Annotated in this window: 14 protein-coding genes and 1 pseudogene; 8 read left to right on the top strand and 7 right to left on the bottom strand. The window is 70.6% G+C overall.

The genetic code is table 11. From position 1 onward, the window contains the following. From ACFXB5_RS11815 to ACFXB5_RS11825, 3 genes and pseudogenes are all read right to left on the bottom strand, one after another. Positions 1–1,392, bottom strand: a 1,392-nt coding sequence (locus ACFXB5_RS11815; RefSeq protein ID WP_385205845.1) for an MFS transporter, incomplete at its 3' end; no start/stop codon positions are given. Between the two features lie 118 nt (positions 1,393–1,510). Next, positions 1,511–1,978, bottom strand: a complete 468-nt coding sequence (locus tag ACFXB5_RS11820; protein ID WP_385205847.1) for a hypothetical protein — start codon at positions 1,976–1,978, stop codon at positions 1,511–1,513. Positions 1,979–2,023: 45 nt separating this feature from the next. Next, positions 2,024–3,206 (bottom strand): annotated as a pseudogene (locus ACFXB5_RS11825) (AMP-binding protein); the annotation flags it as partial. Positions 3,207–3,347: 141 nt separating this feature from the next. Between ACFXB5_RS11825 and ACFXB5_RS11830 the strand changes: the two are divergent. Beyond that, positions 3,348–4,013 (top strand): TetR/AcrR family transcriptional regulator, encoded by a 666-nt coding sequence (locus ACFXB5_RS11830; RefSeq protein WP_385205685.1) that lies wholly within the window; start codon positions 3,348–3,350, stop codon positions 4,011–4,013. A gap of 57 nt (positions 4,014–4,070) precedes the next feature. Here the strand turns inward: ACFXB5_RS11830 and ACFXB5_RS11835 are convergent, their stop codons facing one another. After that, positions 4,071–6,674, bottom strand: a complete 2,604-nt coding sequence (locus ACFXB5_RS11835; RefSeq protein WP_385205688.1) for a PA14 domain-containing protein — start codon at positions 6,672–6,674, stop codon at positions 4,071–4,073. Between the two features lie 211 nt (positions 6,675–6,885). Between ACFXB5_RS11835 and ACFXB5_RS11840 the strand changes: the two genes are divergently transcribed. From ACFXB5_RS11840 to ACFXB5_RS11850, 3 genes are all read left to right on the top strand, one after another. Beyond that, positions 6,886–7,629 (top strand): SDR family NAD(P)-dependent oxidoreductase, encoded by a 744-nt coding sequence (locus ACFXB5_RS11840; protein WP_385205690.1) that lies wholly within the window; start codon positions 6,886–6,888, stop codon positions 7,627–7,629. A gap of 255 nt (positions 7,630–7,884) precedes the next feature. Beyond that, positions 7,885–8,340 carry a lamin tail domain-containing protein gene (locus ACFXB5_RS11845; RefSeq protein ID WP_385205693.1) on the top strand — a complete coding sequence of 152 codons (456 nt, stop codon included), beginning with the start codon at positions 7,885–7,887 and terminating at the stop codon, positions 8,338–8,340. Between the two features lie 92 nt (positions 8,341–8,432). Next, a complete protein-coding gene (locus tag ACFXB5_RS11850; protein WP_385205696.1) occupies positions 8,433–10,859 on the top strand; it encodes a glycoside hydrolase family 65 protein in 2,427 nt (808 codons plus the stop codon). 38 nt (positions 10,860–10,897) lie between these two features. On the opposite strand, the gene ACFXB5_RS11855 is transcribed toward ACFXB5_RS11850, so the two are convergent. After that, positions 10,898–12,166: an SLC13 family permease gene (locus tag ACFXB5_RS11855; RefSeq protein ID WP_385205698.1), complete on the bottom strand. Its 1,269-nt coding sequence runs from the start codon at positions 12,164–12,166 to the stop codon at positions 10,898–10,900. A gap of 232 nt (positions 12,167–12,398) precedes the next feature. Here ACFXB5_RS11855 and ACFXB5_RS11860 point away from each other — a divergent pair, with 232 nt between their 5' ends. Then, positions 12,399–13,109 (top strand): FadR/GntR family transcriptional regulator, encoded by a 711-nt coding sequence (locus ACFXB5_RS11860; RefSeq protein ID WP_086879577.1) that lies wholly within the window; start codon positions 12,399–12,401, stop codon positions 13,107–13,109. 130 nt (positions 13,110–13,239) lie between these two features. Next, positions 13,240–14,469 carry a S1 family peptidase gene (locus ACFXB5_RS11865; protein WP_385205701.1) on the top strand — a complete coding sequence of 410 codons (1,230 nt, stop codon included), beginning with the start codon at positions 13,240–13,242 and terminating at the stop codon, positions 14,467–14,469. 67 nt (positions 14,470–14,536) lie between these two features. On the opposite strand, the gene ACFXB5_RS11870 is transcribed toward ACFXB5_RS11865, so the two are convergent. After that, positions 14,537–15,541 carry a multicopper oxidase domain-containing protein gene (locus tag ACFXB5_RS11870; RefSeq protein ID WP_385205704.1) on the bottom strand — a complete coding sequence of 335 codons (1,005 nt, stop codon included), beginning with the start codon at positions 15,539–15,541 and terminating at the stop codon, positions 14,537–14,539. 223 nt (positions 15,542–15,764) lie between these two features. On the opposite strand from ACFXB5_RS11870, the gene ACFXB5_RS11875 reads away from it, so the two are divergent. Next, positions 15,765–18,242 carry a ThuA domain-containing protein gene (locus tag ACFXB5_RS11875; RefSeq protein WP_385205707.1) on the top strand — a complete coding sequence of 826 codons (2,478 nt, stop codon included), beginning with the start codon at positions 15,765–15,767 and terminating at the stop codon, positions 18,240–18,242. Positions 18,243–18,304: 62 nt separating this feature from the next. Continuing rightward, on the top strand, positions 18,305–20,461 hold the full coding sequence (locus ACFXB5_RS11880; RefSeq protein ID WP_385205849.1) for an OmpL47-type beta-barrel domain-containing protein: 2,157 nt from the start codon (positions 18,305–18,307) through the stop codon (positions 20,459–20,461). Between the two features lie 204 nt (positions 20,462–20,665). Here ACFXB5_RS11880 and recQ read toward each other — a convergent pair whose 3' ends face one another. After that, on the bottom strand, positions 20,666–22,537 hold the full coding sequence (gene recQ / locus ACFXB5_RS11885) for a DNA helicase RecQ (RefSeq protein WP_385205710.1): 1,872 nt from the start codon (positions 22,535–22,537) through the stop codon (positions 20,666–20,668). Positions 22,538–22,688 lie beyond the last annotated feature (151 nt).

Raw genomic sequence — 22,688 nt, forward strand, 5'->3', positions numbered from 1 at the left:
GCGCCGGTCCGGCCCGCGGCCCGGCAGCAGCGAGGCGACCGCGAGCGCCACCAGCGCGGCGCCGCCGCCGATCGCGAAGGCGGTGCGGAAGCCGCTCAGGGACGGGAGCTCGACGGGCCCGAACGCGGTGGTCATATGGGCGAGGACGACGCCGACCACCGCACTGGCGGTCGAGGTGCCGATGGACCGCATCAGGGTGTTGAGCCCGTTGGCCGCGCCCGTCTCGGACACCGGCACCGCCGACATGATCAGCGCGGGCATGGCGGAGTACGCGAGGCCGATCCCGGCGCCGATCACACACGAGATGACCACGATCTGCCATACGGCGTCCATCAGGAAGATGCCCATGCCGTACCCGACGGCGATCACCCCGGCGCCGAGCATCAGCGATGTCTTGGGGCCCTGGGTGGCCGTGATCCGCGCGGACAGCGGGGAGACCGCCATCATCACCAGACCGGACGGGCCGAGGCACAGTCCGGCGGTCATCATCGACTGGCCCAGTCCGTACCCCGTGGCCTCGGGCATCTGGAGCAGCTGCGGCAGCACCAGCGACATCCCGAACATCGCGAAGCCGATGACGATGGAGGCCAGATTGGTCAGCAGCACCTGACGTCGCACAGTGGTGCGCAGATCCACCAGCGGCCCGGTCACCCGCAGTTCCCACCGGCTCCACAGCAGCAGCACGACCACCGCCGCGGCGAACAGCCCGGTGGTGACACCGCTGGCCCAGCCCCAGTCGGCGCCCTTGGAGATGGCCAGCAGCAGACAGAGCAGCCCGGCCGACAGCCCGACGGCGCCCACCAGGTCGAACCGCCCGCCGCCGCGTACCGGGGACTCCGGTACGAGCGCCAGCACCAGCGCGATCACCACCACGCCCAGGCTCGCCGAGACCCAGAACAGCACATGCCAGTCGGCGTGTTCGGCCAGCGCCGCGGCCCCGGGCAGGCCGAGGGCGCCGCCGACGCCCAGTGAGGAGCTCATCAGGGCCATCGCCGAGCCGAGCCGTTCGGCGGGCAGTTCATCGCGCATGATGCTGATGCCCAGCGGGATCACGCCCGCGGAGAAGCCCTGGAGCGCACGGCCGACGATCATCGGCGCGAGGGCGTCGGAGAGCGCGCACACCACCGATCCGACCACCAGCATCGACAGGCTGAGCAGCAGCGTCCGCCGCTTGCCGTACATGTCGCCGAGCCGGCCCAGCACCGGGGTGGCCACGGCGCCGGCGAGCAGGGTGGCGGTGATCGCCCAGGAGGCGTCCGAGGCCGAGCTGTGCAGCAGCTCCGGAAGGTCCGGGACCAGCGGCACGACCAGGGTCTGCATCAGGGAGACGACGATTCCGCCGAACGCCAGCACGGCGACCACCGTGCCGGAGCGCGGCGGGTGGGCGGTCATCGCCGCTTCGGGGGCATCGGGGGTCGGAGGTGAGGAAGTCACGGTGGTCCTTCGTCGGGGCATGGCCGATTCACATCAGTGCGGCAGCAGTGTCGCATAATTTTGTGTAACGGGTACGTCAAATATGGCCGCCCCGGTCGCCACTCGGCTCCTCGGCCATGTCGCGGTAGACCTCCCGCAGTTCACGCTTGAGGATCTTGCCGCTGGGATTCTTCGGCAGCGCCTCGGTGAGCCGGACGAACTTGGGCACCTTGAACCCCGCGAGCCGCGCCCGGCAGTGCGTGAGGAGCTCCTCCGCCGTCACCTCATGGCCCGGTTTGGCCACCACCACCGCGGTCACCGCCTCGATCCAGTACGGATGCGGCACCCCGAACACCGCGACCTCCGCGACCGCCGGATGGGCGTGGACGGCCTCCTCCACCTCGCGCCCCGAGACGTTCTCCCCACCGCTGTTGACCATGTCCTTCTTGCGGTCGACGATCGTCAGGCACCCCTCCTCGTCCAGCACCCCCAGATCGCCGCTGTGGAACCAGCCGCCGCGGAACGCCTCCGCGGTGCGCTCCGGGTCCCGCCAGTAGCCGAGCATGGTGTGCGGGCCCCGGTGGACGATCTCGCCGACCGTGCCCGGCTCCACCGGCCGGTCCGCCTCGTCCACCACCCGCGTCTCGACATTCAGCGCGGCCCGCCCCGCCGAACCGGCCTTGCGCTCCTGGTCGGCCGGGCCCAGCACGGTCGCGATCGGGGACATCTCGGTCTGGCCGTAGAAGTTGTACAGCGCCAGCTCCGGCAGCCGCCGGCGCAGCTCGGCCAGCACCGCGACCGGCATCGGCGCCGCCCCGTAGTACCCCTTTCCGCAGCGACGACAGATCGCGGGTCTCGAACTCCGGATGGCGCAGCAGCGCGATCCACACGGTGGGCGGGGCGAACAGCTTGGTCACCCGCTCGGCCTCGATCGTGGCCAGCAACGTCGCCGGGTCCGGGCCCGGCAGCACCAGACAGGTGGCGCCCAGCTGGATGTCGGGGGTGAGGAAGGCATGCAGCTGGGCGCAGTGATAGAGGGGCAGCGCATGGATCTCGACATCGTCGGCCGACATCCCGCCGTCCACGATCGCCGTCTGATATTGCGCGATCAGATTGCGGCTCGTCATGATCGCGCCCTTGGGCCGCGACTCGGTCCCCGAGGTGTACATCAGCTGGACCGGGTCGTCGTCCTCCAGGGCGGGATCGGGCACCGGATGCCCCCGCTCCGCGCCCAGCGCGGCGAAGTCCTCCCATCCCTCGCGCCCGCCTCCCAGCGCCGCGCGGAGCGCGATCCGGGGCGGTGCGGCCTCGGCCAGCGCGCCCTCGGCCACATCCAGCAGATCCGTGCCCGCGATGATCCCGACCGCTCCCGAATGGTCCAGGACATACGCCACTTCGGGCGTGGTGAGCATGAAGTTGACCGGCACCGAAACCGCGCCCAGCCGGGCCAGCGCGAAGTACGCGACCACGAAGCCGTGGGAGTTGCGGGCGAAGAGCACCACCCGATCGCCCTGGGCGATGCCCCGCGCCGCCAGGGCCCCGGCCGTCCGGCTCACCAGCGCGTCCAGCTCGGCGTAGGTCTGGCGCAGCGGTCCTTCGACGACCGCCGTCCTGGCGGGCAGCCGGGCCGCGGTGCGGGCCAGCAGATCGGCGATGCCGTGGCGGCGGGCGCGCACGATGTCCACGGGCAGGTCGGATGCGGTCATCGTCAGGTCTCCCGGGGGCTCGGACGGGCCGGACAGGGCGTCACGCTGGCACGGCGCGGGGCGGCGTTCAAGGCCTCGGACGGCCATGAGGTCCAAGGCGTCGGACGGCCCGGGGGCCAAGGCGTCGGCGGCCACGAGGTTCACGGCCTCGGGCGGCCACGAGCGGCGCCCGAGCGACCTTGCGTAGCCTTGGGGCCTGGTACGACGGGGCGAGCGAAAGGACACCGGATGGCCGGGACCGCGGAGGGTACCGTCCGCAGGGGACGTGGGCGCCCGCCCCGTCTGTCGCGCGAGCAGATCGTCCGCAGCGCCGCTGAGCTCGCGGTCCGCGAGCCGGAGACCGCGCTGACCGTCAAGAGGGTCGCCGAGGCGGTCGGCTCCGCCCCCATGGCGCTCTACCGCTACTTCCCCGACCGCGACGACCTCCTCCAGGCCGTGGCGGACCGGGTCCTGGCCGAGGCCCAGCACCGGGACCCGCCGGGGGACACCTGGCAGGAGCGGCTGCGCGCGTGGATGCACAACAGCCGCGACTATCTGCTGCCCTACCGCCAGCTGCTCCCGTATATGGCCGCCACCCAGCAGCCCGCCCGGATCTCCTCCCTGGTGACCCTCACCCGGATGCTCCGCCCCCTGAAGCTGACCGAGGACGATCTCGCGCTGGCCGTGACCCTCATCGGATCCACGGTCATCGGCCACGCGGTCTACGAGACCCACCGCGGCCCGGTCTCCGCCCGCAAGCTGGACGCCCTGAGCGAGGCGCTGGCCCTCTACCCCCCGGACGAGCGGGAGGTGGTGGCCCCGCTGCTGGCGCGGCTGCCGCGGGCGCACAGCAGGCTGTACGACGTGGTGGTGGACCGTACGGTGGCCGCCGTCGAGGCGCTGGCGGCGGAATGACCCGCCCCGGGGACGCGCGCCCCGGAACGGGTCACCACCATGCGCCGAGCCGTGCGGCTAGCCGGTGCACTCCATGGACGCCGGGTCCGCCGCGTCGCGGATCAGCGCCTGATGGGCCTGGCGCAGCCGCTTCACATCGGGCTTGATCTCCTTGCGGTCATAGGTGAGCAGCCCGTTGAGCTCGCCCTCCACATCCGTGATCTGGGTGTAGACGGCCCCGCTGCTGCCGTTGCACGCGACCAGCCCGCGCACCTTGTCCAGCAGCTTCAGATACTCGTCGGTGTACTGGTCCTTGTCCACGCCGACATAGGTGTGCTGTACGGGCCAGGCATGCCCCGGGACGGCCAGGCCCAGCCCGCCGTACTCGCCGGTGACCCCCGCCCGTGAGGCGTCCGGGCGCGGATCGCCGGGGCCGGGGTAGGCGTGGATGTCGGCGAGGTCGCCGTTGCCGGTGTCGTTCCAGCCGCTGGCGCCGTTGATGAGCCGGCTGGGGTCCCAGCCCTTCGCGAGCGCGGGCACCTTCGGGCCGCCGTACTGGCCCCAGCCCTCGTTGAAGGTCACCCAGATGACCACCGAAGGACTGCTGATGTGCTGGTCGATCATCCGCTTCATCTCGTGCTCGTACTGCGCCTGCGCCTTCTCGGACGGGGTGACCGTGTTCATGGCGGGCATGTCCTGCCACACCATCAGGCCCAGCCGGTCGGCCCAGTAGTACCAGCGGTCGGGCTCGACCTTGATGTGCTTGCGCACCGAGTTGAAGCCCATGCTCTTGTGCATCTTCAGGTCGTACGCGAGGGCCTCGTCGGTCGGCGCGGTGTGCAGGCCATCGGGCCAGAACCCCTGGTCGAGGGTGGCCATGGAGAAGATCGGCTTTCCGTTGAGCACGGTGCGCCGCTTGCCGTCCACCTCCTTGACGGCGATGCTCCGCATGCCGAAGTAGCTCTCCACCCGGTCCGCCGAGGCGCCCCGCCCGACCGTCACCTTCAGTTGGTACAGATGAGGATCGTCGGGGGACCACAGGTGCGGGGAGGGCACGGGGACGGTCAGTGGCTTCCCGGTGCGCCCGGTGGCGGTGCCGACCACGCGCCGTCCGTCGTAGGCGGTCGCGGTGACCGGGACGCCGTCCCGCACCCCGCGGACCTCGGTGGTGAGGGCCTTACCGGGGACGTCCGGGGTGAGCTTGAGGGTGTCCACGTGGTCGGTGGCGACCGGCTCCATCCAGACGGTCTGCCAGATCCCGGAGGAGGGGGTGTAGAAGATGCCGCTCGGGTCGAGTCGCTGCTTGCCCATCGGCGGGTTCTCGCCGTCGGCCGCGTCCGTCGGGTCGTAGACGCCGACGATCAGCTCCTGGGTGCGGCCCGGCCGCAGGGCGTCGGTGACATCGGCGCTGAACCGGTCGTAGCCGCCGCGGTGGTCGGCCACCCGGGTGCCGTTCACATAGACCTCGGCCTGCCAGTCGACGGCGTCGAAGTTCAGCCGCAAGCGCTTTCCGTCGCCGACCTTCCAGTCGGCCGGGACGGTGAAGGTCCGCCGGTACCACATGCGGTCCTCATGCCGCTCCACACCGGAGAGCTTGGACTCCACCGGGTACGGCACCAGGATCCGCTCCTTGAGCTTCTGCCCGACCGGGGGCTTCTGGCCCTCCTTGGCGGCGGCGAACTCCCAGCTGCCGTTGAGGTTGCGCCACTGATCGCGGGTCAGCTGCGGGCGCGGGTACTCGGGGTGGGCGTTGTCCGGGCCGACATCCTTGGCCCAGGGCGTGCTCAGCTGATACGTCGACTTGTTGCCACCGAAGGAGACATACGGGTCGATGGCGCCGTCGCCGTCCTCGAGACCGCCCTCGCCGTCGTAGCGCACGACGGCCTCGCCGCCGCGGCCGACCACCGGCTCCTTCAGGGAGAGCAGCAGCCGGGACGGATCGGCCGCGTCCAGCCGGGCGCGCCCGAGCGGCCAGGCCGCGCCGCCGATGACGGCGGACAGATGCGACGTCAGATCGGCCGGGGGAGTGGTCAGGGGCCGGGCGAAGTCCAGCAGCAGCGTCCGGCCGTCGGGCTGGACGGCGCTGGCCACCGGGCCGTCGTAGTCGAAGTCGGCGGGCAGCCGGAAGGCGGATTTGGGCACGGGCGCCTTGGCCGCGCCCGGCGGGGTCCAGGCCAGGTGGAAGTTGGAGCCGCCGTAGTGCTCGAAGTACTCGACCTTGATGTCATACGCCTTGCCCGCGGTGAGCTCGACGGGCTGGGAGGTCTGCTCTTTGTCCCAGTCGTCCACCCAGTGGTCGATGACCGGTTTGCCGTCGATCCACAGCCGGAAGCCGTTGTCGGCGGTGATCGAGAAGGTGTGCGCACCGGAGCGCTCCGGTGTGATCTGGCCGGTCCAGCGGACGCTGACGTCGTCGGACCGTCCGGTGGTGGCCTGCAGCCGCGGCTCCAGGTTGCCGAAGTCGAGGGCGGGGTCGAGGCTGGTGGCCTTCAGCTCGTGGAAGTCGAAGGCCCCCGGGGCGGACTGGAGGTAGTAGTCGCCGCGGAGGCCGTGGACGATCGAGGGGTCGTCGGAGGGGGTGTCGGCCGCGGCCGGACCTGGAGCGGTCAGCAGACCGAGCGCGCCAAGCGCCAAGGTCACGGTCGCGACCACGGATCTGGCGAAAGATGAACGGAAACGCACATGTCCTCCTTGCTGGAACAGCTTTTGGGGCTGCTGCTGGGACAAGTGGGGCGCCGCCATTGCGCCATCCCCAACAGAACCTGTCAATAGTGAACGCAAGGCAACAGCACGGCTGTTGAGTACTGAGCCTTGACGGGAATGCGCTTTCTTTCTAGCGTGCTTGTTCATAGATGTGACCAATATTCAACAAGCTGCACTGAGGAGGCCCGTGATGGGGCGACGGATCGTGGTGTCGGGCGGCGGTACCGGCATAGGACTGGCGACCGCGGAGACCTTCGCCGCCGAAGGCGACCGGGTGGTCATCCTCGGACGCCGCGCCGAGGTGCTGCGCGCCGCGGCGGACAAGCTCAACGCCGCGTACGGCGCCGACCTGGTCACCTGGACCAGCGCGGACCTCAGCGACCCTGAGCAGACCCGGCGCGCCGCCGAGTTCATCACCGCGGACGGTGGGGTTGACGTCGTCGTCACCAACGCCGGCGGCAATGTCGCGCCCTCCAACGACGGCACCCTCGAGGGCATCGCCGGTCAGTACCAGCGGAACTTCGAGGCCAACGTGCTGACCGCGGTGCTGCTCACCGAGGCGCTGCTGCCCCACCTCACCCGGCCCGGCGGCCGGATCGTCCACCTGTCCTCGGTCGCGTCGCTGCGCGGCCCCGGATCGTACGGCGGGACCAAGGCCGCGCTGCACACCTACACCTTCGAGCTGGCCAGGCGGCTCGGCCCGGAGGGCGTCACCGCCAACGCGGTGGCCCCCGGCTATGTCGAGGACACCGAGTTCTTCGGTGAGCGCGGCACCCCCGAGTTCATCGCCCAGCAGATCGGGCAGACGCTCACCGGACAGCCCGGGACGCCCGTCGAGATCGCGGCCGCCATCCGCTATCTGGCCTCCCCGGAGGCCGCGTATGTCACCGGCCAGGTGCTGCACATCAACGGCGGGGCGCAGTACGGCCGCTGACCCGGCCTCACCCCGGTCCCGGGGCGGGAAATCGGATTCGCGCTAGGGCCGGACGGCCCTGGAGCAAGGGCCGCGCAGCCCTGCCGCAGCGTTCCAGCCATGGTCCACTCTGGTCCTCCACACAGGTGGGGGGAAGACGGACGGACGGCCGCACCGAAGGAGTCAGCTCGCTGACTCCAAACCATCTTCGGGCGCGGCCGCCCGTCCGTCCTGCGTTACCGCTGCTTCACCACGCACCAACGCAAGGGGGGACTCATGTCCGCACACACCGTCCGCATCGGCGCGGCGCTCGCCGCCGGCTGCGCGGTCGCCCTGCTGTACCCGGCCACACCCGCCGGTGCCGCGGGTTCCGTACACCTTTCCAAGATCTACTACGACTCTCCCGGCACGGACAACCGGAGCAACTCCAGCCTCAACGGCGAGTACGTCCAGATCAAGAACTCCACCTCGCGCGGGGTCAGCCTCAAGGGCTGGGTGCTCGTCGACGCGAGTAACCACAAGTACACCTTCCCCGGCTACACCCTCGGCGCGGGCAAGACCGTGACCGTCCGGACCGGCTCCGGCTCAGACACCTCGGCCACCAAGTACCAGGACCGCCGGGCGTACGTCTGGAACAACGACCGCGACAAGGCCACCCTCCGCAAGACCGGCGGCTCCACGGTCGACACCTGCTCGTACAACAACAGCCGGGTCGACTACACGAACTGCTGAGCGCGTGCCGCGCGGGGGGCGCGGCGCAGCCGGTGAAGTCCTCCGGCCCGGACCACAATGGGGGTGTCGAGGAGGAGAGCCGGTGATCGGCCGTGTCGGACTGGGTGTGGGAGTACGAGGGCTACGAGCCCGCCGAGGAGCGGTTGCGGGAGTCGCTGTGCACGCTCGGCAACGGCTATGCCGCCACCCGGGGCGCCGCCCCCGAGACGGCCGCCGATGACACCCACTACCCCGGCACCTATGTGGCGGGCTGCTACAACCGGCTGACCTCGGTGGTCGGCGGACGCCAGGTCGAGAACGAGGACATGGTCAACCTGCCGAACTGGCTGCCGCTGCGCTACCGCGTTCGCGACCCGGACCGGCCCGCGGGCCCCGGCGGCTGGCTCACCCCCGACGGGGACGAGCTCACCGGCTACCGGCAGACCCTCGACCTCCGGCACGGCACCCTCATGCGGCGGCTGCGGTTCACCGATGGCCACGGCCGGGTGCTCCACGTCGAGCAGCAGCGCCTCGTCCACATGGGGGATCCGCATCTGGCTGCCCTGCGCACCACCTTCCGGGCCGAGGGCTGGTCCGGCACCGTCGAGCTGGAGTCGGGGCTCGACGGTGCCGTGGCCAACACCGGCGTGGCCCGCTACGACGCGCTGGCCGGCCGCCATCTCATGGACCATCGCACCGGCGCCGCGGGCCCCGACACCGTATGGCTGAGCTGCCGCACCACCGGCTCCGAGGTGCGCGTGGCCATGGCCGCGCGCACCCTGGCCGTGCGCGGTGGGACACCCACCGGTACCGGGCAGCGGCTCACCCACAGCGCCGCGCTGCGCACCCTGGCCGTGCCGCTCGCGCCGGACGCCCCCGTCACCGTCGAGAAGACCGTGGCGCTGTACACCTCCAAGGACCCCGCGATCAGCGATCCGGCCCAGGCCGCCCTCGACGCGGTGGCCCGGGCGCCGGAGTTCGGGAAGCTGCTCGCCTCCCACCGCACCGCATGGGAACACCTGTGGCGCGAGGCGGCGTTGGAGGTCCCCGGCGAGCCGGGCCACGTCCTGCGGCTGCACCTGTTCCACATCCTCCAGACGCTCTCGCCGCACACCGCGGAGCTGGACGTGGGCGTCCCCGCCCGGGGACTGCACGGCGAGGCGTACCGCGGACATGTCTTCTGGGACGAGCTGTTCGTGCTGCCGTATCTGAACCTCCACTTCCCCGAGGTGTCCCGGGCCCTGCTGCACTACCGCCACCGGCGGCTGCCCCAGGCGTGCCGCGCCGCCGCGGACGCCGGGCGGGCCGGGGCGATGTACCCCTGGCAGAGCGGCAGCGACGGGCGCGAGGAGACCCAGACGCTGCATCTGAACCCGCGCTCCGGCCGCTGGCTGCCGGACAACTCCCGGCTGCAGCACCATGTGGGCTCGGCGGTGGCGTACAACGTGTGGCAGTACTGCCAGGCCAGCGGCGACACCGAGTTCCTGCACACCAAGGGCGCGGAGATGCTGCTGCAGATCGCCCGCTTCTGGGCGGACACCGCCGTTCTCGATCCGGAGCGGGGGCGGTACCGCCTCCGTGGGGTGGTCGGGCCCGATGAGTACCACGACGGCTACCCCGGCGCCGACCGCCCCGGGATCGACGACAACGCGTACACCAACGTCACCGCCGCCTGGGTGCTCGACCGGGCCCTGGAGCTCGCCCGCACCCTGCCCGAGCCGCGCCGCCGCGAGCTGTTCGAGCGGGTGGGCCTGGACCGCGCGGAGCCGGAGCGCTGGGAGGACGTCTCACGGCGGCTGCTGGTCCCCTTCCACCAGGGCGTCATCAGCCAGTTCGACGGCTACGGGGAGCTGGTCGAGCTCGACTGGGACGGCTACCGCGCCCGCTACGGCGACATCCGCAGGATGGACCGGATCCTGGAGTCCGAGGGCGACTCCGTCAACCGCTACCAGGTCTCCAAGCAGGCCGACGCGCTGATGCTCGGCTATCTCTTCAGCCCCGCCGAACTGGCGGGCCTCTTCCGGCGGCTCGGCTACGCCCTGGACGACGACATCTGGCGGGCCACCGTGGCGTACTACCTGTCCCGGACCAGCCACGGCTCGACCCTCAGCGAGCTGGTGCACGGCTGGGTGCTGGCGCGGGCGCGCCGGGCCGAGGCATGGCGGCACTGCCAGGAGGCGCTGCTGGGCGATGTGGCGGACGTCCAGGGCGGCACCACCGGCGAGGGCATCCACCTCGGCGCCATGGGCGGCACCCTCGATCTGGTGCAGCGCGGGCTGACCGGTCTTGAGACCCGCGAGGACGCCCTGTGGCTGGACCCGGTGCCGCTGCCCGAGCCGTCCGGGCTGCCAGGGTTGTCGGAGTACCGGTTCTCGATGCGCTACCGCGGCCACTGGGGCGTCGCCCTGCGGGTGCGGGCCGGGCGGCTGTGGATCAGCGTGCCGGACTCGGAGGAGCGCCCGATCGAGGTGCGGCTCGCCGACCGTTCGCTGACCGTGGCGCCGGGCGAATCCCACTGGGTTCCGCTGCCACCGGGCTGAGCCCGCGTTCCCGCCCGGCCGGTTGCCCGTCGGCCCGCTCAGCCGAGGCCGGGGACCACCATCGCCAGCCAGACGACCGGCGGCACCGCGACCACCATGATCCCGCCGTAGATCATCAGCTGCCGGAAGAACCGGTCCCGGTCCACATCCGGCGCGTTGGCCAGCACCAGCGCCCCGTTGGTCGAGAAGGGGCTGATGTCGACGACGGTCGCCGACACCGCGAGCGCCGCGATCATCCCCACCGCGCCGATGTCGCCCTGGGCGAGGAAGGGAACGGCGAGCGGGATCAGTGCGCCCATGATGCCCACCGAGGAGGCGAAGGCGGAGACGATCGCGCCGATGTAGCAGAGCAGCAGGGCGGCGAGCAGCGGAATCCCGATGTCGCTGACCGCCTTGCCCGCGTAGTCGATGGTGCCCATCTCGTCCAGCACCCCGACATAGGTGAGCACACCGCAGATCAGCAGCACCGTGGGCCAGGTGACCTCGTTCACCGCCTTCTTGCCGTGGTCCGGCCAGAAGACGCTCAGGGCCACGGCGAGGCTGATCGAGGTGAGCCCGGCGTCCAGGTCGAAGGCGAGCACCGCGACCACCAGCGCCACCAGCGCGGCCAGGGTGGCGATACGGGCCGGGGTGAGCCGGCCCTCCGCGTCGGCCGGTGCCTCCTCCGCCCCGTCGACCCGCTTCTCATCGGCGACGGCGGTCCTGGGGAGCTTCAGCCCGCCACAGACGACGAAGACGACGGCGGCGATGATCAGGTTGACCACCAGGCTCGCGAGGAACAGCGTGATCTCGTTGCCGGGGAGCTTCTCCCGGTCCACGATGCCGTTGACGATCGATCCGTAGATGCTGATGGGGGAGAAGCCGCCGCCCTGGGAGCCGTGCACCACCATGGCACCCATCAGCAGCGGGCTGATCTGGTACCGCGCGGCGAACGAGAGCGCGAGCGGGGCGACGATCGCCACCGCCGCCGGGCTCACCGCCCCGATCGCGGTCAGCGCCGCGCTGATCGCGAACATCACCCACGGGATCAGCGCGACCCGCCCGCGCACCAGCCGGATCGAGGCGTGCACCAGCCAGTCCGTGGTGCCATTGGCGCGGGCGAGGGCGAACAGATACGTCACCCCCACCAGCACCACGAACAGATCGCCCGGGAACCCGGCGAAGATGTGGTCCGCGCTGAAGTCGGCGACCAGCTCGCCCACGCCGAAGGCGGCGGCGAAGGACAGGGCGCCCATGTTGATCGACCGGGTGGTGGCGATGACGAAGACCACCACCAGCACGAGTATCGAGATCAATTCGTCGGACATCGAGCGCTCCCGTCACGGGGAATCGGTCGGCGGACCGGGGACGGTCGGGCCAAGTGGCCTGCTGGCTGACTCACGTTGAGGGCCGGGCGGTTCGGCCGTCAAGACATCGGTGGCAGATTGGCTCAGCCAATTGGCCAGTTATCCACAGGGCCGCACAACCACCACACCGTCCGGCCACCCGGTGCTACGCTGCGAATCGGGGCCATCACAAACCGCGATGGGGGGAGCCCGTATGGTCGAGGACGCGCTGCGCCCGATGAACCGTCAGCGCCTGTACGAGCAGGTGCTGGAGAGGCTGCGCGCCTACGTCGAGGAGGGCGGCCTGAAGGCGGGCGACCGGCTGCCCACCGAGCGCGAGCTGGCCCAGCGCCTCGGCATCAGCCGCGCCTCGGTCAAGCAGGCCATCGTCGTCCTCGAGGTGCAGGGGCTCGTCGAGGTGCGCCAGGGCGGCGGAATGTGCCTGCTGCGCGACAGCCTCGACACCGAGCCCGTCGAGCGGCTGGTGGAGCGCCGCCGCAGGCTGCCCGATGTGCTCGACGCCCGCGAGGCGTTGGAGACCAAGCTGGCCGAACTCGCCGCCGAGCGCCGCACCGACGACGATCTCATCGCCCTCCAGCAGGCCCTGCACTGGATGGAGGACGAGATCGAGTCCGACCGCCATGGCGTCGAGGGCGACCGCCGCTTCCACGCCGCCGTCACCGCGGCCGCGCACAGCCCGCTGCTCGCCGAGTTCATGCGCTCGATCGCCGACCAGATCGCCGAGAGCCGTGAGGAGTCGCTGCGCCAGCCCGGCCGCCCCAGGCGCTCGCTCGCCCAGCACCAGCGCATCCTGGACGCCATCGCCGAGCGCCGCCCCAAGGCCGCCGCCGCGGCCATGCGCCGCCATGTCCGCACGGTCGCCCAGGTGCGGCTGCTCAACTGGAATCCGGACGAAGCCCCTTGAGTCCGCGGGGGCATCCTGCCCGACCGTGACCGATCACGGCTTTGGTCTGGACTTTCCCCGGTGGCTCGCTAGGCTCTGCGCGATCGACATGTGAAAGCGCTCTCACCTGCCCAGCAGAAGGGGAACCTCCATGAGACGGAAGCCCGTTGTCCGTGCCGGACTGTCCGCACTCCTCGTCCTCGGCGCCCTCTCGGGCGCCGGCGGGGCCTTCTCGACCGCCGCCGCGGCATCCGGCGCCGACGCCCCCGCGGCGACGCCCGCCCCTGCGGCGAAGCCCGCCGCCGCGGCGAAGCCCGCCCCCGCGGCGGCTCCGTCCGCCACCCTCGTCCGCGCGCTCGGCCGGGACCTCGGCCTGACCGCGGACCAGGCGCGGGAGCGGCTGGGCCAGGAGGCCACCGCCATGAGGCTGGAACCCAAGGCCAAGCGCGCCGCGGGCGCCTCCTACGGCGGCTCGTGGTTCGACACGGGCAGCGGGAAGCTGGTCGTCGGCGTCACCAGCGCCGAGCGGGCCGCGTCGGTACGGGCCACGGGCGCCACCACCCGGGTCGTCGAGCACAGCGCCGACGCGCTCGACGCCGCCAAGGCGCGCCTCGACAAGAAGGCCCGGAAGCAGGCCGCCCCGGCCGGGGTGAGCAGTTGGAGCACCGACCCCCGCGCGGGCGCCGTCGTGGTCCGGGTCCGGCAGGGGAGCGAAGACGACGCCGCCGTGCGGGCGTTCCTCCGCGAGGCGAAGCGCTCGGCCTCCGTCCCGGTCACCGTCGAGAAGGCCCCCGCCCAGGCGCCGACGACCTTCGCCGCCGGCACGGTGGGCGGCGACCCGTACTACACCGGCAACGTCCGCTGCTCCATAGGCTTCTCGGTCCAGGGCGGCTTCGTCACGGCCGGGCACTGCGGGCAGGCGGGGGGCTCCGTCAGCGGCTGGGACGGCTCGTACATCGGCAACTTCCAGGGCTCCTCCTTCCCCGGCAATGACTACGCCTACGTCAGCGTCGGCAGCGGCTGGTGGACCGTGCCGGTGGTGCTCGGCTGGGGCACCGTCCCCGACCAACTGGTCCGCGGCTCCGCCGAGGCCCCGATCGGCGCCTCCATCTGCCGCTCCGGCTCCACCACCCACTGGCACTGCGGCACGGTCCTGGCCAAGAACGAGACCGTGAACTACAGCCAGGGCGCCGTGTACCAGATGACCAAGACCAGCGTGTGCGCCGAGGGCGGCGACTCCGGCGGCTCGTTCATCAGCGGCGACCAGGCCCAGGGCGTGACCTCGGGCGGCTGGGGCAACTGCTCCAGCGGCGGCGAGACCTGGTACCAGCCGGTCAACGAGATCCTCTCGGTGTACGGCCTGCGGCTGCACACCGCCTGACGGGGCGATACGGCGACAAGGCGACGGGGCGGGCCCGGCGGCCCGCCCCGTCGTGTCGCTCCGGCGGCTACCCCGGGCGGTGCGCGGAGAGCCGGTGCGGGTCGTAGCCGGGGATGGTGCCATCGGCCTTGGCGACCAGGAACAGCCCGGCCATGCCCATGTCGGAGTGGCTCTGGACATGGCAGTGGTACATCCAGGCGCCCGCGCCGACGTTCTCCCCGGCGATCACCTGGAAGCCGAAGGAGTCGGCGGGCCCGGTGATCTTGTTGTCGATGACCCGGCTGACATCGTCCGGGCCCTCCAGCAGCCCGGTGCGGTTGTCCGCCCACCTGTGCCCGTGCATATGGAAGGTGTGGTAGTACTCGCCGTGGGTGATCATGATGATCTCGACGCGGTCGCCCACCGTGGCCCGGAACTCGGGGGCGTCGTGCCCCGCCTTGTTGTTGATCGTCATGTCGTTGAAGACGATCGTGAACTGCTTGTCCGGCAGGATGTCGCCCGCCCGCCGCACCACCACCGGCCCGTACAGCCCCTTCCGGAGGCCGCCGGTGCCGTGCGGGGTGCCCACCGCGTGGTCGTGGTAGTGCCAGTAGCCCGCGCTGCCCGGCCGCCAGGTGCCGTCGGCGCGCTTGCCCGGCGCGTGGGTGCGCCAGGTGTAGGTGCGGGTGCCGCCCGGCTCCACGGCGCTGCGGTTGAGCTGGGTGCCGTCGCTGGCGACGTCGTAGTCCAGGCCGTGCACATGGAGGCTGGCCGTGACGTCCATGGTGTTCTCGAACTCGATGTGCAGGGTGTCGCCCTCGGTCAGCTCGATCAGCGGACCGGGGATGCTGGCCTTGCCCTTCTCGAGTCCGTACCCCATCGATCCGTCCGGCAGCTTCTCCGCGTAGAGCTTGAGATGGCGGACCGTACCGCCCGCGGTCGCCGTTTCGACCCCGCCGGACGGGGCCTTCGGCGCCTTCGCGGCGGCGGGGGAGGTGAGGGCCAGCGGTCCGACGGCCGCGGCGGCCGCGCCGCCGGTGAAGAGCCGTCTGCTGAGACCGCGTCTGGAGGTGAAGCCGGGTGCGTCGCTCATCGTTCTCCCAAATCGCTGTGGATCCCCTGCCGTTGACGATGCGCAGATGCCCCGGGGTGCTTTCACGGTAGCCGGGGGACGCTCGTTCATCCACACTCAGGACAAAGTTCGTTGAGTTGCGGTCATAGCTATTGGCGACTTGCGAAAAGCCGTCTAGCTTCCTTCAGCGGTGTTATAGGTACGTGAGAGGGATGGGTGACCAATGCGGGACATACCGTACCAAATGCCCTCAAAGAGGCGAGGGCTGACAGTCGGTCGGCTGCGAAGGAGACGCGCGGGGGTGGCGGCACTGCTCTTCGGCGCCCTCACCGCGACCCTGCTCGGCGGGACCCCCGCCAGCGCCCGGCCCGAGGATCGTGCGCCACTCACGCTGCCGTCGCCGCCCGGCGGTGACAACGTCCGGGTCCTGGTGTTCCACGGTTCGGCCGGGGAGGAGCCGGCCACGGTGAACGCGGGCATCGAGGCCATCGAGCGGATCGGCAACCAGGGCCCCGCGGCGACCCGGTTCACCGTCGACGCCACCGCCGACGCCTCGGTCTTCACCAAGCCCAAGCTCGGCAAGTACAACGCCGTGGTCTTCCTGACCGGCTCCGGCGATGTGCTCGACCCCGAGCAGGAGGCGGGGCTCGAGTCGTACATGGAGGCGGGCGGCGGCTTCCTCGGCATCCGTGACGCGGCCCGCAACGAGCCGTACTCCGACTGGTTCAGCGGGCTGATCGGCGCCCGCCCGGCCACCACCAGCCCGGCCACCGCCCAGCGGGCCGTGGTGGAGGTCGGCGACCGCGTCCACCCGGCCACCAAGGAGCTGCCGCTGGAGTGGAAGCGCACCGACACCTGGCTCAACTGGAAGGACAACCCCTCCGGCACCGTGCACACCGTGGCCCGGGTCCGCGAGTCCAGCTACCAGCCGGGCGCCGGCGCCAACGGCGCGGACCACCCGATCTCCTGGTGCCGTGACTACGACGGCGGCCGCTCCTTCTACACCGGCATGGGCGGCACGGTGTCCACCTTCCAGGAGACCGACTTCCGCGCCCATCTGCGCGGCGCGCTGCTGTGGACCACCCGGCTCTCCCGCGCCGACTGCAAGGCCACCATCAACGCGAACTACAAGGCCGAGCGCGTCACCAAGCCCAATCAGCCGGGCCAGTCCGACCAGATCGGCGAGCCGCACGGCCTCGTCACCGCCAAGGACGGCCGGGTGCTGTACATCGGCCGGGGCGGCGGCGACAACAGCGCGCCCGTGGTCACCGACTGGAACAACCCGGACATCGGCAAGGGCCAGGGCCAGATCCATGTCTACGACCCGGCCACCGGCAAGGTGACCCTCGCGGGCGCCCTGACCGTCTTCGGGAACAAGGGCGGCGGCGATGAGCTGATCAAGGTCGAGGAGGGGCTGCTCGGCATCGAGCTGGACCCGGACTTCCTCACCAACGGCTGGGTGTATCTGCACTACACCCCGCACTCCCGGATCAACCGGGACACCCAGATGGCCGAGCGCCGTGTCTCCCGGTTCACCCTGGACCTGAAGACCAACAAGCTGGACCTGGGCTCGGAGAAGGTCCTGCTCTCCTGGCCGGTCCAGATCCACAGCTGCTGCCACGCGGGCGGCGGGATGAGCTGGGACTCCAAGGGCAACCTCTACATCGCCACCGGGGACAACAACTCCTCCCAGTTCAGCGACGGCTACTCGGGCAACAACCCGCAGCCGAACTACAAGGGCGTCTCCTTCGCCGACGCCCGCCGCACCGCGGGAAACACCAACAACCTCAACGGCAAGATCCTGCGCATCCACCCCGAGGACGACGGCACCTACACCCTCCCCGAGGGCAATCTCTTCACCGGTAAGGAGCCCGACGAGGGCGGCGGCAAGACCCGTGGCGAGATCTATGTGATGGGGGTGCGCAACCCGGCCCGGATCTTCGTGGACCAGAAGACCGACATCCTCTACGCGGGCTGGGTCGGCCCCGACGCGGGCGAGCCCAGCACCACCTGGGGCCCGGCCAAGTACGACACCTTCGCCGCCATCACCAAGGCGGGCAACCACGGCTGGCCGTTCTGCATGGGCAACAAGCAGCCCTACCGGGACCGCAATCTCCCCGACCCCAGCAAGCCGCTGGGCTGGTACGACTGCGACCACCCCAAGAACGAGTCACCCAACAACAACGGTCTGGTGAACCTGCCGCCCATCACCGGGAACACCATCTGGTACTCGCCCCAGGGCGGCGCCCCCGACTATCCGCGGGACGCGAACGGCATCCCCAGCTACAAGGCGTCGGAGGCCAAGTTCCTGCTGCCGTGGCTCAAGGGCGGCGGCCAGGCCACCATGAACGGCCCGGTCTACCGGTACGACGCCACCAGTAACAGCACCACCAAATGGCCCCAGTACTGGGACGGCAAGTGGTTCGTCGGCGACTTCTACGACGCCGACCAGCCGCGCCACGCGGTGCTGACCGACCCGAAGACCGTCGGCAAGGGCGGGCTGCCGGTGCACGCGGAATCCCTGAAGAAGATCATCCCGGTGGGCGCCGACGGCATCCGCAACCTCATGGACTGGAAGTTCGCCCCGGACGGCTCGCTCTACGTCCTCGACTACGGGCGCGGCTTCTTCACCTCCGACTCCAAGTCGGCGCTGTGGCACATCACGTACACCGGTGGCGAGCCCACTCCGCTCGCCCAGGATCTGGCCAGGAAGGCGGAGTGACCGTGAAACGAAGGCGCCCCAAACCCATCAGACCCTGGCTGCCGTTGCTCGCCGCGCTGCTCATGGTCCTCGGGCTGAGCTCGGGGACGGCGACGGTGGCCTACGGGCAGGACGACACCCGGCAGGCCGCCGCACAGCAGACCCTCACCTGGACCGCGGGTGACGACATCACCAAGTACGCCTCGGCGCCCACCACCGCGGTCGCCGGGAAGACCACCATCGTCTTCGAGAACAGCACGGCCACCGGCAACACCATGGGGATGCCGCACACCCTGACCTTCGATGTCTCCGACCCCGAGTACAACAACGACGTCCCGCTGAACATCCTCGCCAACCCCTCGGACGACAGCGGCGGCAAGCACACCGTCGAGGTCACCCTCAGCCCCGGCCGCTACCGCTACCACTGCACCATCCCCGGCCACGGCCAGATGCAGGGCATCCTGGTGGTCACCGACGGAGGCGGGGGCGAGGACACCACCGCGCCCGACGCGTCGGCGAAGGTCGAGGGGGAGAAGAACGCGGACGGCGCGTACATCGGAATGGCCACCGTCAGCGTGTCCGCCACCGACGAGGGTTCCGGCGTGGACCGGATCGAGTTCGCCGAAGGCGACGGGGCGTTCCAGCCGTACACCGCTCCGGTGATGGTGCACCAGGTCGGGCAGCACACCATCCGCTACCGGGCGGTGGACAAGGCGGGGAACGTGTCGGAGGTGAAGTCGGTGGACTTCACCGTGGTGGCGCCGCCGACGGACGACTCCACACCGCCGGAGACCTCCGCCACCGTCTCCGGTGAGAAGGATCCGTCCGGTGCGTACATCGGCATGGCCACCGTGACCATCACCGCCTCCGACACCGGCTCCGGGGTCAACCGGATCGACTACGCCCTGGGCCAGGGGGAGTTCCAGCCCTACACCGGTCCGGTGATGGTCGATGACGCGGGCGCGCACACGGTGCGCTTCCGGGCGGCGGACAAGGCGGGCAATGTGTCGGCGGTGAAGTCGGTGGACTTCACCGTGGTGGTCCCGCCGGCCGAGGACACCATCCCCCCGTCGACCTCCGCGCAGGTCGACGGCACGAAGAACTCCGACGGCGCCTATGTGGGCAGCGCCAAGGTCACGCTCACCGCCGCGGACGACGACTCCGGGGTGGAGAAGGTCGAGTACTCCCTGGACAGCGGTCCGTACCTCGCCTACACCACCCCCGTGGTGCTGGACCGGGTGGGCCGTCACACCGTGGCGTACCGCGCCACCGACAAGGCGGGCAACACCTCCGAGGCCCGGCAGATCGCGTTCACCGTGGCCGAGGGCGGCGGGGTGCCGGCGCCCGCGTGTCCGGAGTGGGACGAGCGCCTCACGGTGATCGTCGGCACGGTGGACACCGGCGTCCCCAACCGCATCACCCGCAGCCGCTGCACCATCAATGAGCTGATCGAGGACGAGAAGGACTGGTCCTCCCACGCCCTCTTCCTCAAGCACGTCACCGCCGTCACCGACAAGCTGCTCGCCGACGGGGTCGTCGACCAGCGCGAATACCGGGCGATCAACAAGGCGGCCAAGCAGTCCGGGATCGGCAAGCCCGGTCAGGACGAGGGCTACCGCCCGCTGTTCGACGGCACCAAGAAGTCCCTCGACAGGTGGCAGCACGTGGGCGGCGGGGCCTTCGGTCTCAACGACGACGGCAGCATCACCAGCAGCACCTCGGTCCAGGGCATGGGCATGCTGTGGTTCCCGCAGCGGACGTACGACGACTTCTCGCTGAAGCTCCAGTTCCGCGATGACGCACCCGGGACGGGCAATGCCAACGGAGGTGTCTTCGTGCGCTTCCCGTACGTCCATGACCACCCCGAGGAGTCCCGCCCGGAGTGGGTCGCCATCAAGTACGGGCACGAGGTGCAGATCCTCGACCGCCCGGACGGCGACATGTACAAGACCGGCTCGATCTACGGGTTCGACCGGGTCGGGCTGGCCGGGGCGGGGGTCACCCCCAAGGGCAGCTGGAACGACTATGAGATCCGGGTGGTGGGTCAGCACTTCTCGATCTACCGCAACGGTGTGCTGCTCAATGAGTTCGAGAACACCGGCGGCCAGGAGTTCACCCCGCCGCGCTCGGACGACCCCGGCACGGACGGCCGTCGGTACTCCTCCGGGTACATCGGTCTCCAGGTCCACAGCACCGATGATGTGATCTCGTACCGCGACATCCGCATCAAGGAGCTGTAGGAACCGCCTCGTACGGTATGAGGAACGGCGCGAGGGTGAGTGGCCGCCGGAGCACCCCAGTCCCCGGCGGCCACGGACCACGGGCCCTGACGTTACCTCAGGTAACACTCATCGGTAACCCCTGTGCTCCAGAGATGCCAAACCCCCGCTCCCGGCTTGCGGAAGCGGGGGTTTGACATGCCGTCAGACGACTGGGGCGGGCGGTCAGGACGCCAGGGTGTCCAGAATCCCCTGCCCGTACTTCACCAGCTTGTTCTCACCGACCCCGCTCACCGTGCCGAGCTCCTCGAGCGTGGCCGGGGCAAGGGTCGCGATCTCGCGCAGAGTGGCGTCGTGGAAGACCACATACGCGGGGACGCCCTGCTCCTTCGCGGTCGCCGCCCGCCAGGCGCGCAGCCGCTCGAAGACCGGCACGGCCTCCTCCGGCAGATCCACCGGGGCCTTCTTGACCTTCCCCGAGGCCCCCGTCTTCGTCTTCGCGGTGCGTGACGCCTTCTCCGGCTCGCGCCGCAGCCTGACCTCGCGCTGCCGGTTCAGCACCTCCGCGCTCGCGTCGGTGAGCACCAGCGTGCCGTAGTCCCCCTCGACGTCGATCACCCCCTGGGCCAGCAACTGCCGTACCACGCCACGCCATTCGGCCTCGCGCAGCTCGGTCCCGATGCCGAACACCGACAGCGCGTCATGGTCGAACTGGATGACCTTGGCCGTCTTCTTGCCGAGCAGGATGTCGATGATCTGCCCCGCGCCGAACTTCTGGTTGCGCTCCCGCTTGAGCCGCACCACCGTGGACAGCAGCTTCTGCGCGGGGACGGTGCCGTCCCAGGACTCCGGGGGCGTGAGGCAGGTGTCGCAGTTGCCGCAGGGGGTGGACTGCTGGCCGAAGTACGCCAGCAGCCCCACCCGGCGGCACTCCACCGTCTCGCACAGCGCCAGCATCGCGTCGAGATGGGCGCCGAGGCGGCGCCGATGGGTGTCGTCGCCCTCGGAGGTGTCGATCATCTTCCGCTGCTGGACCACGTCCTGGAGCCCGTACGCCAGCCATGCGGTGGAGGGCTGACCGTCACGCCCGGCCCGGCCCGTCTCCTGGTAGTAGCCCTCCACGGACTTGGGCAGGTCCAGATGGGCCACGAACCGCACATCGGGCTTGTCGATCCCCATGCCGAACGCGATCGTGGCCACCACGACCAGACCGTCCTCGCGCAGGAAGCGCGCCTGGTGCTCGGCACGGGTCCGCGCGTCCAGCCCCGCGTGGTACGGCACCGCGTCGATGCCCTGGGCGACCAGGAACTCGGCCGTCTTCTCCACCGAGGAGCGGGACAGGCAGTAGACGATCCCCGCCTCGCCCGGGTGCTCGGTGCGCAACAGCTCCAGCAGCTGCTTCTTCGGCTCGTTCTTGGGGGCGATCCGGTACTGGATGTTCGGGCGGTCGAAGCTGGCCACGAAGTGCAGCGCGTCCTGGAGCTTCAGCCGGGACGCGATCTCGGTGTGGGTGGCCTCGGTGGCGGTCGCGGTCAGCGCGATCCGGGGCACGGTGGGCCAGCGCTCGTGCAGCTCGGACAGGGCCAGATAGTCGGGCCGGAAGTCGTGCCCCCACTGGGCCACACAGTGCGCCTCGTCGATGGCGAACAGCGAGACCGTGCCCCGGTCCAGCAGCCGCAGCGTGTGCTCGACCCGCAGCCGCTCCGGGGCGAGATAGAGCAGATCCAGCTCGCCCGCGAGGAACTCGGCCTCGACCATCCGCCGCTCGTCCAGGTCCTGGGTGGAGTTGAGGAACCCGGCCCGCACCCCGAGGTTCCGCAGCGCGTCGACCTGGTCCTGCATCAGCGCGATCAGCGGCGAGACGACGACGCCGACACCCTTCCGCACCAGCGCCGGGATCTGGTAGCACAGCGATTTGCCACCGCCGGTCGGCATGAGGACGAGCGCGTCACCACCGGCCACCACATGGTCGATGATCTCCTGCTGCCCTCCCCGGAACGAGTCGTAACCGAAGACGCGGTGCAGAACGCCGAGCGCCTCGCTCGTCTCGGGGCCGGGCGCGTCGCTCATGTCGGGGCCGGTGTCGGGGAGAGCCATCCGGCGATTCTAGGGTGCCGGGAGGTACTGGCGGTGACCGCCTGTGGACAACCGGCCGGATGAGGCAAGGTGGGTGGGCACAGTGGCCGATGAGACGGCGACATGCCATGCTCATGCCCACTTGCTCCGTCCATCCTTCCCCCACGAGGAG

The organism is Streptomyces sp. NPDC059455 (assembly GCF_042750115.1).
Taxonomy (GTDB): domain Bacteria; phylum Actinomycetota; class Actinomycetes; order Streptomycetales; family Streptomycetaceae; genus Streptomyces; species Streptomyces endocoffeicus.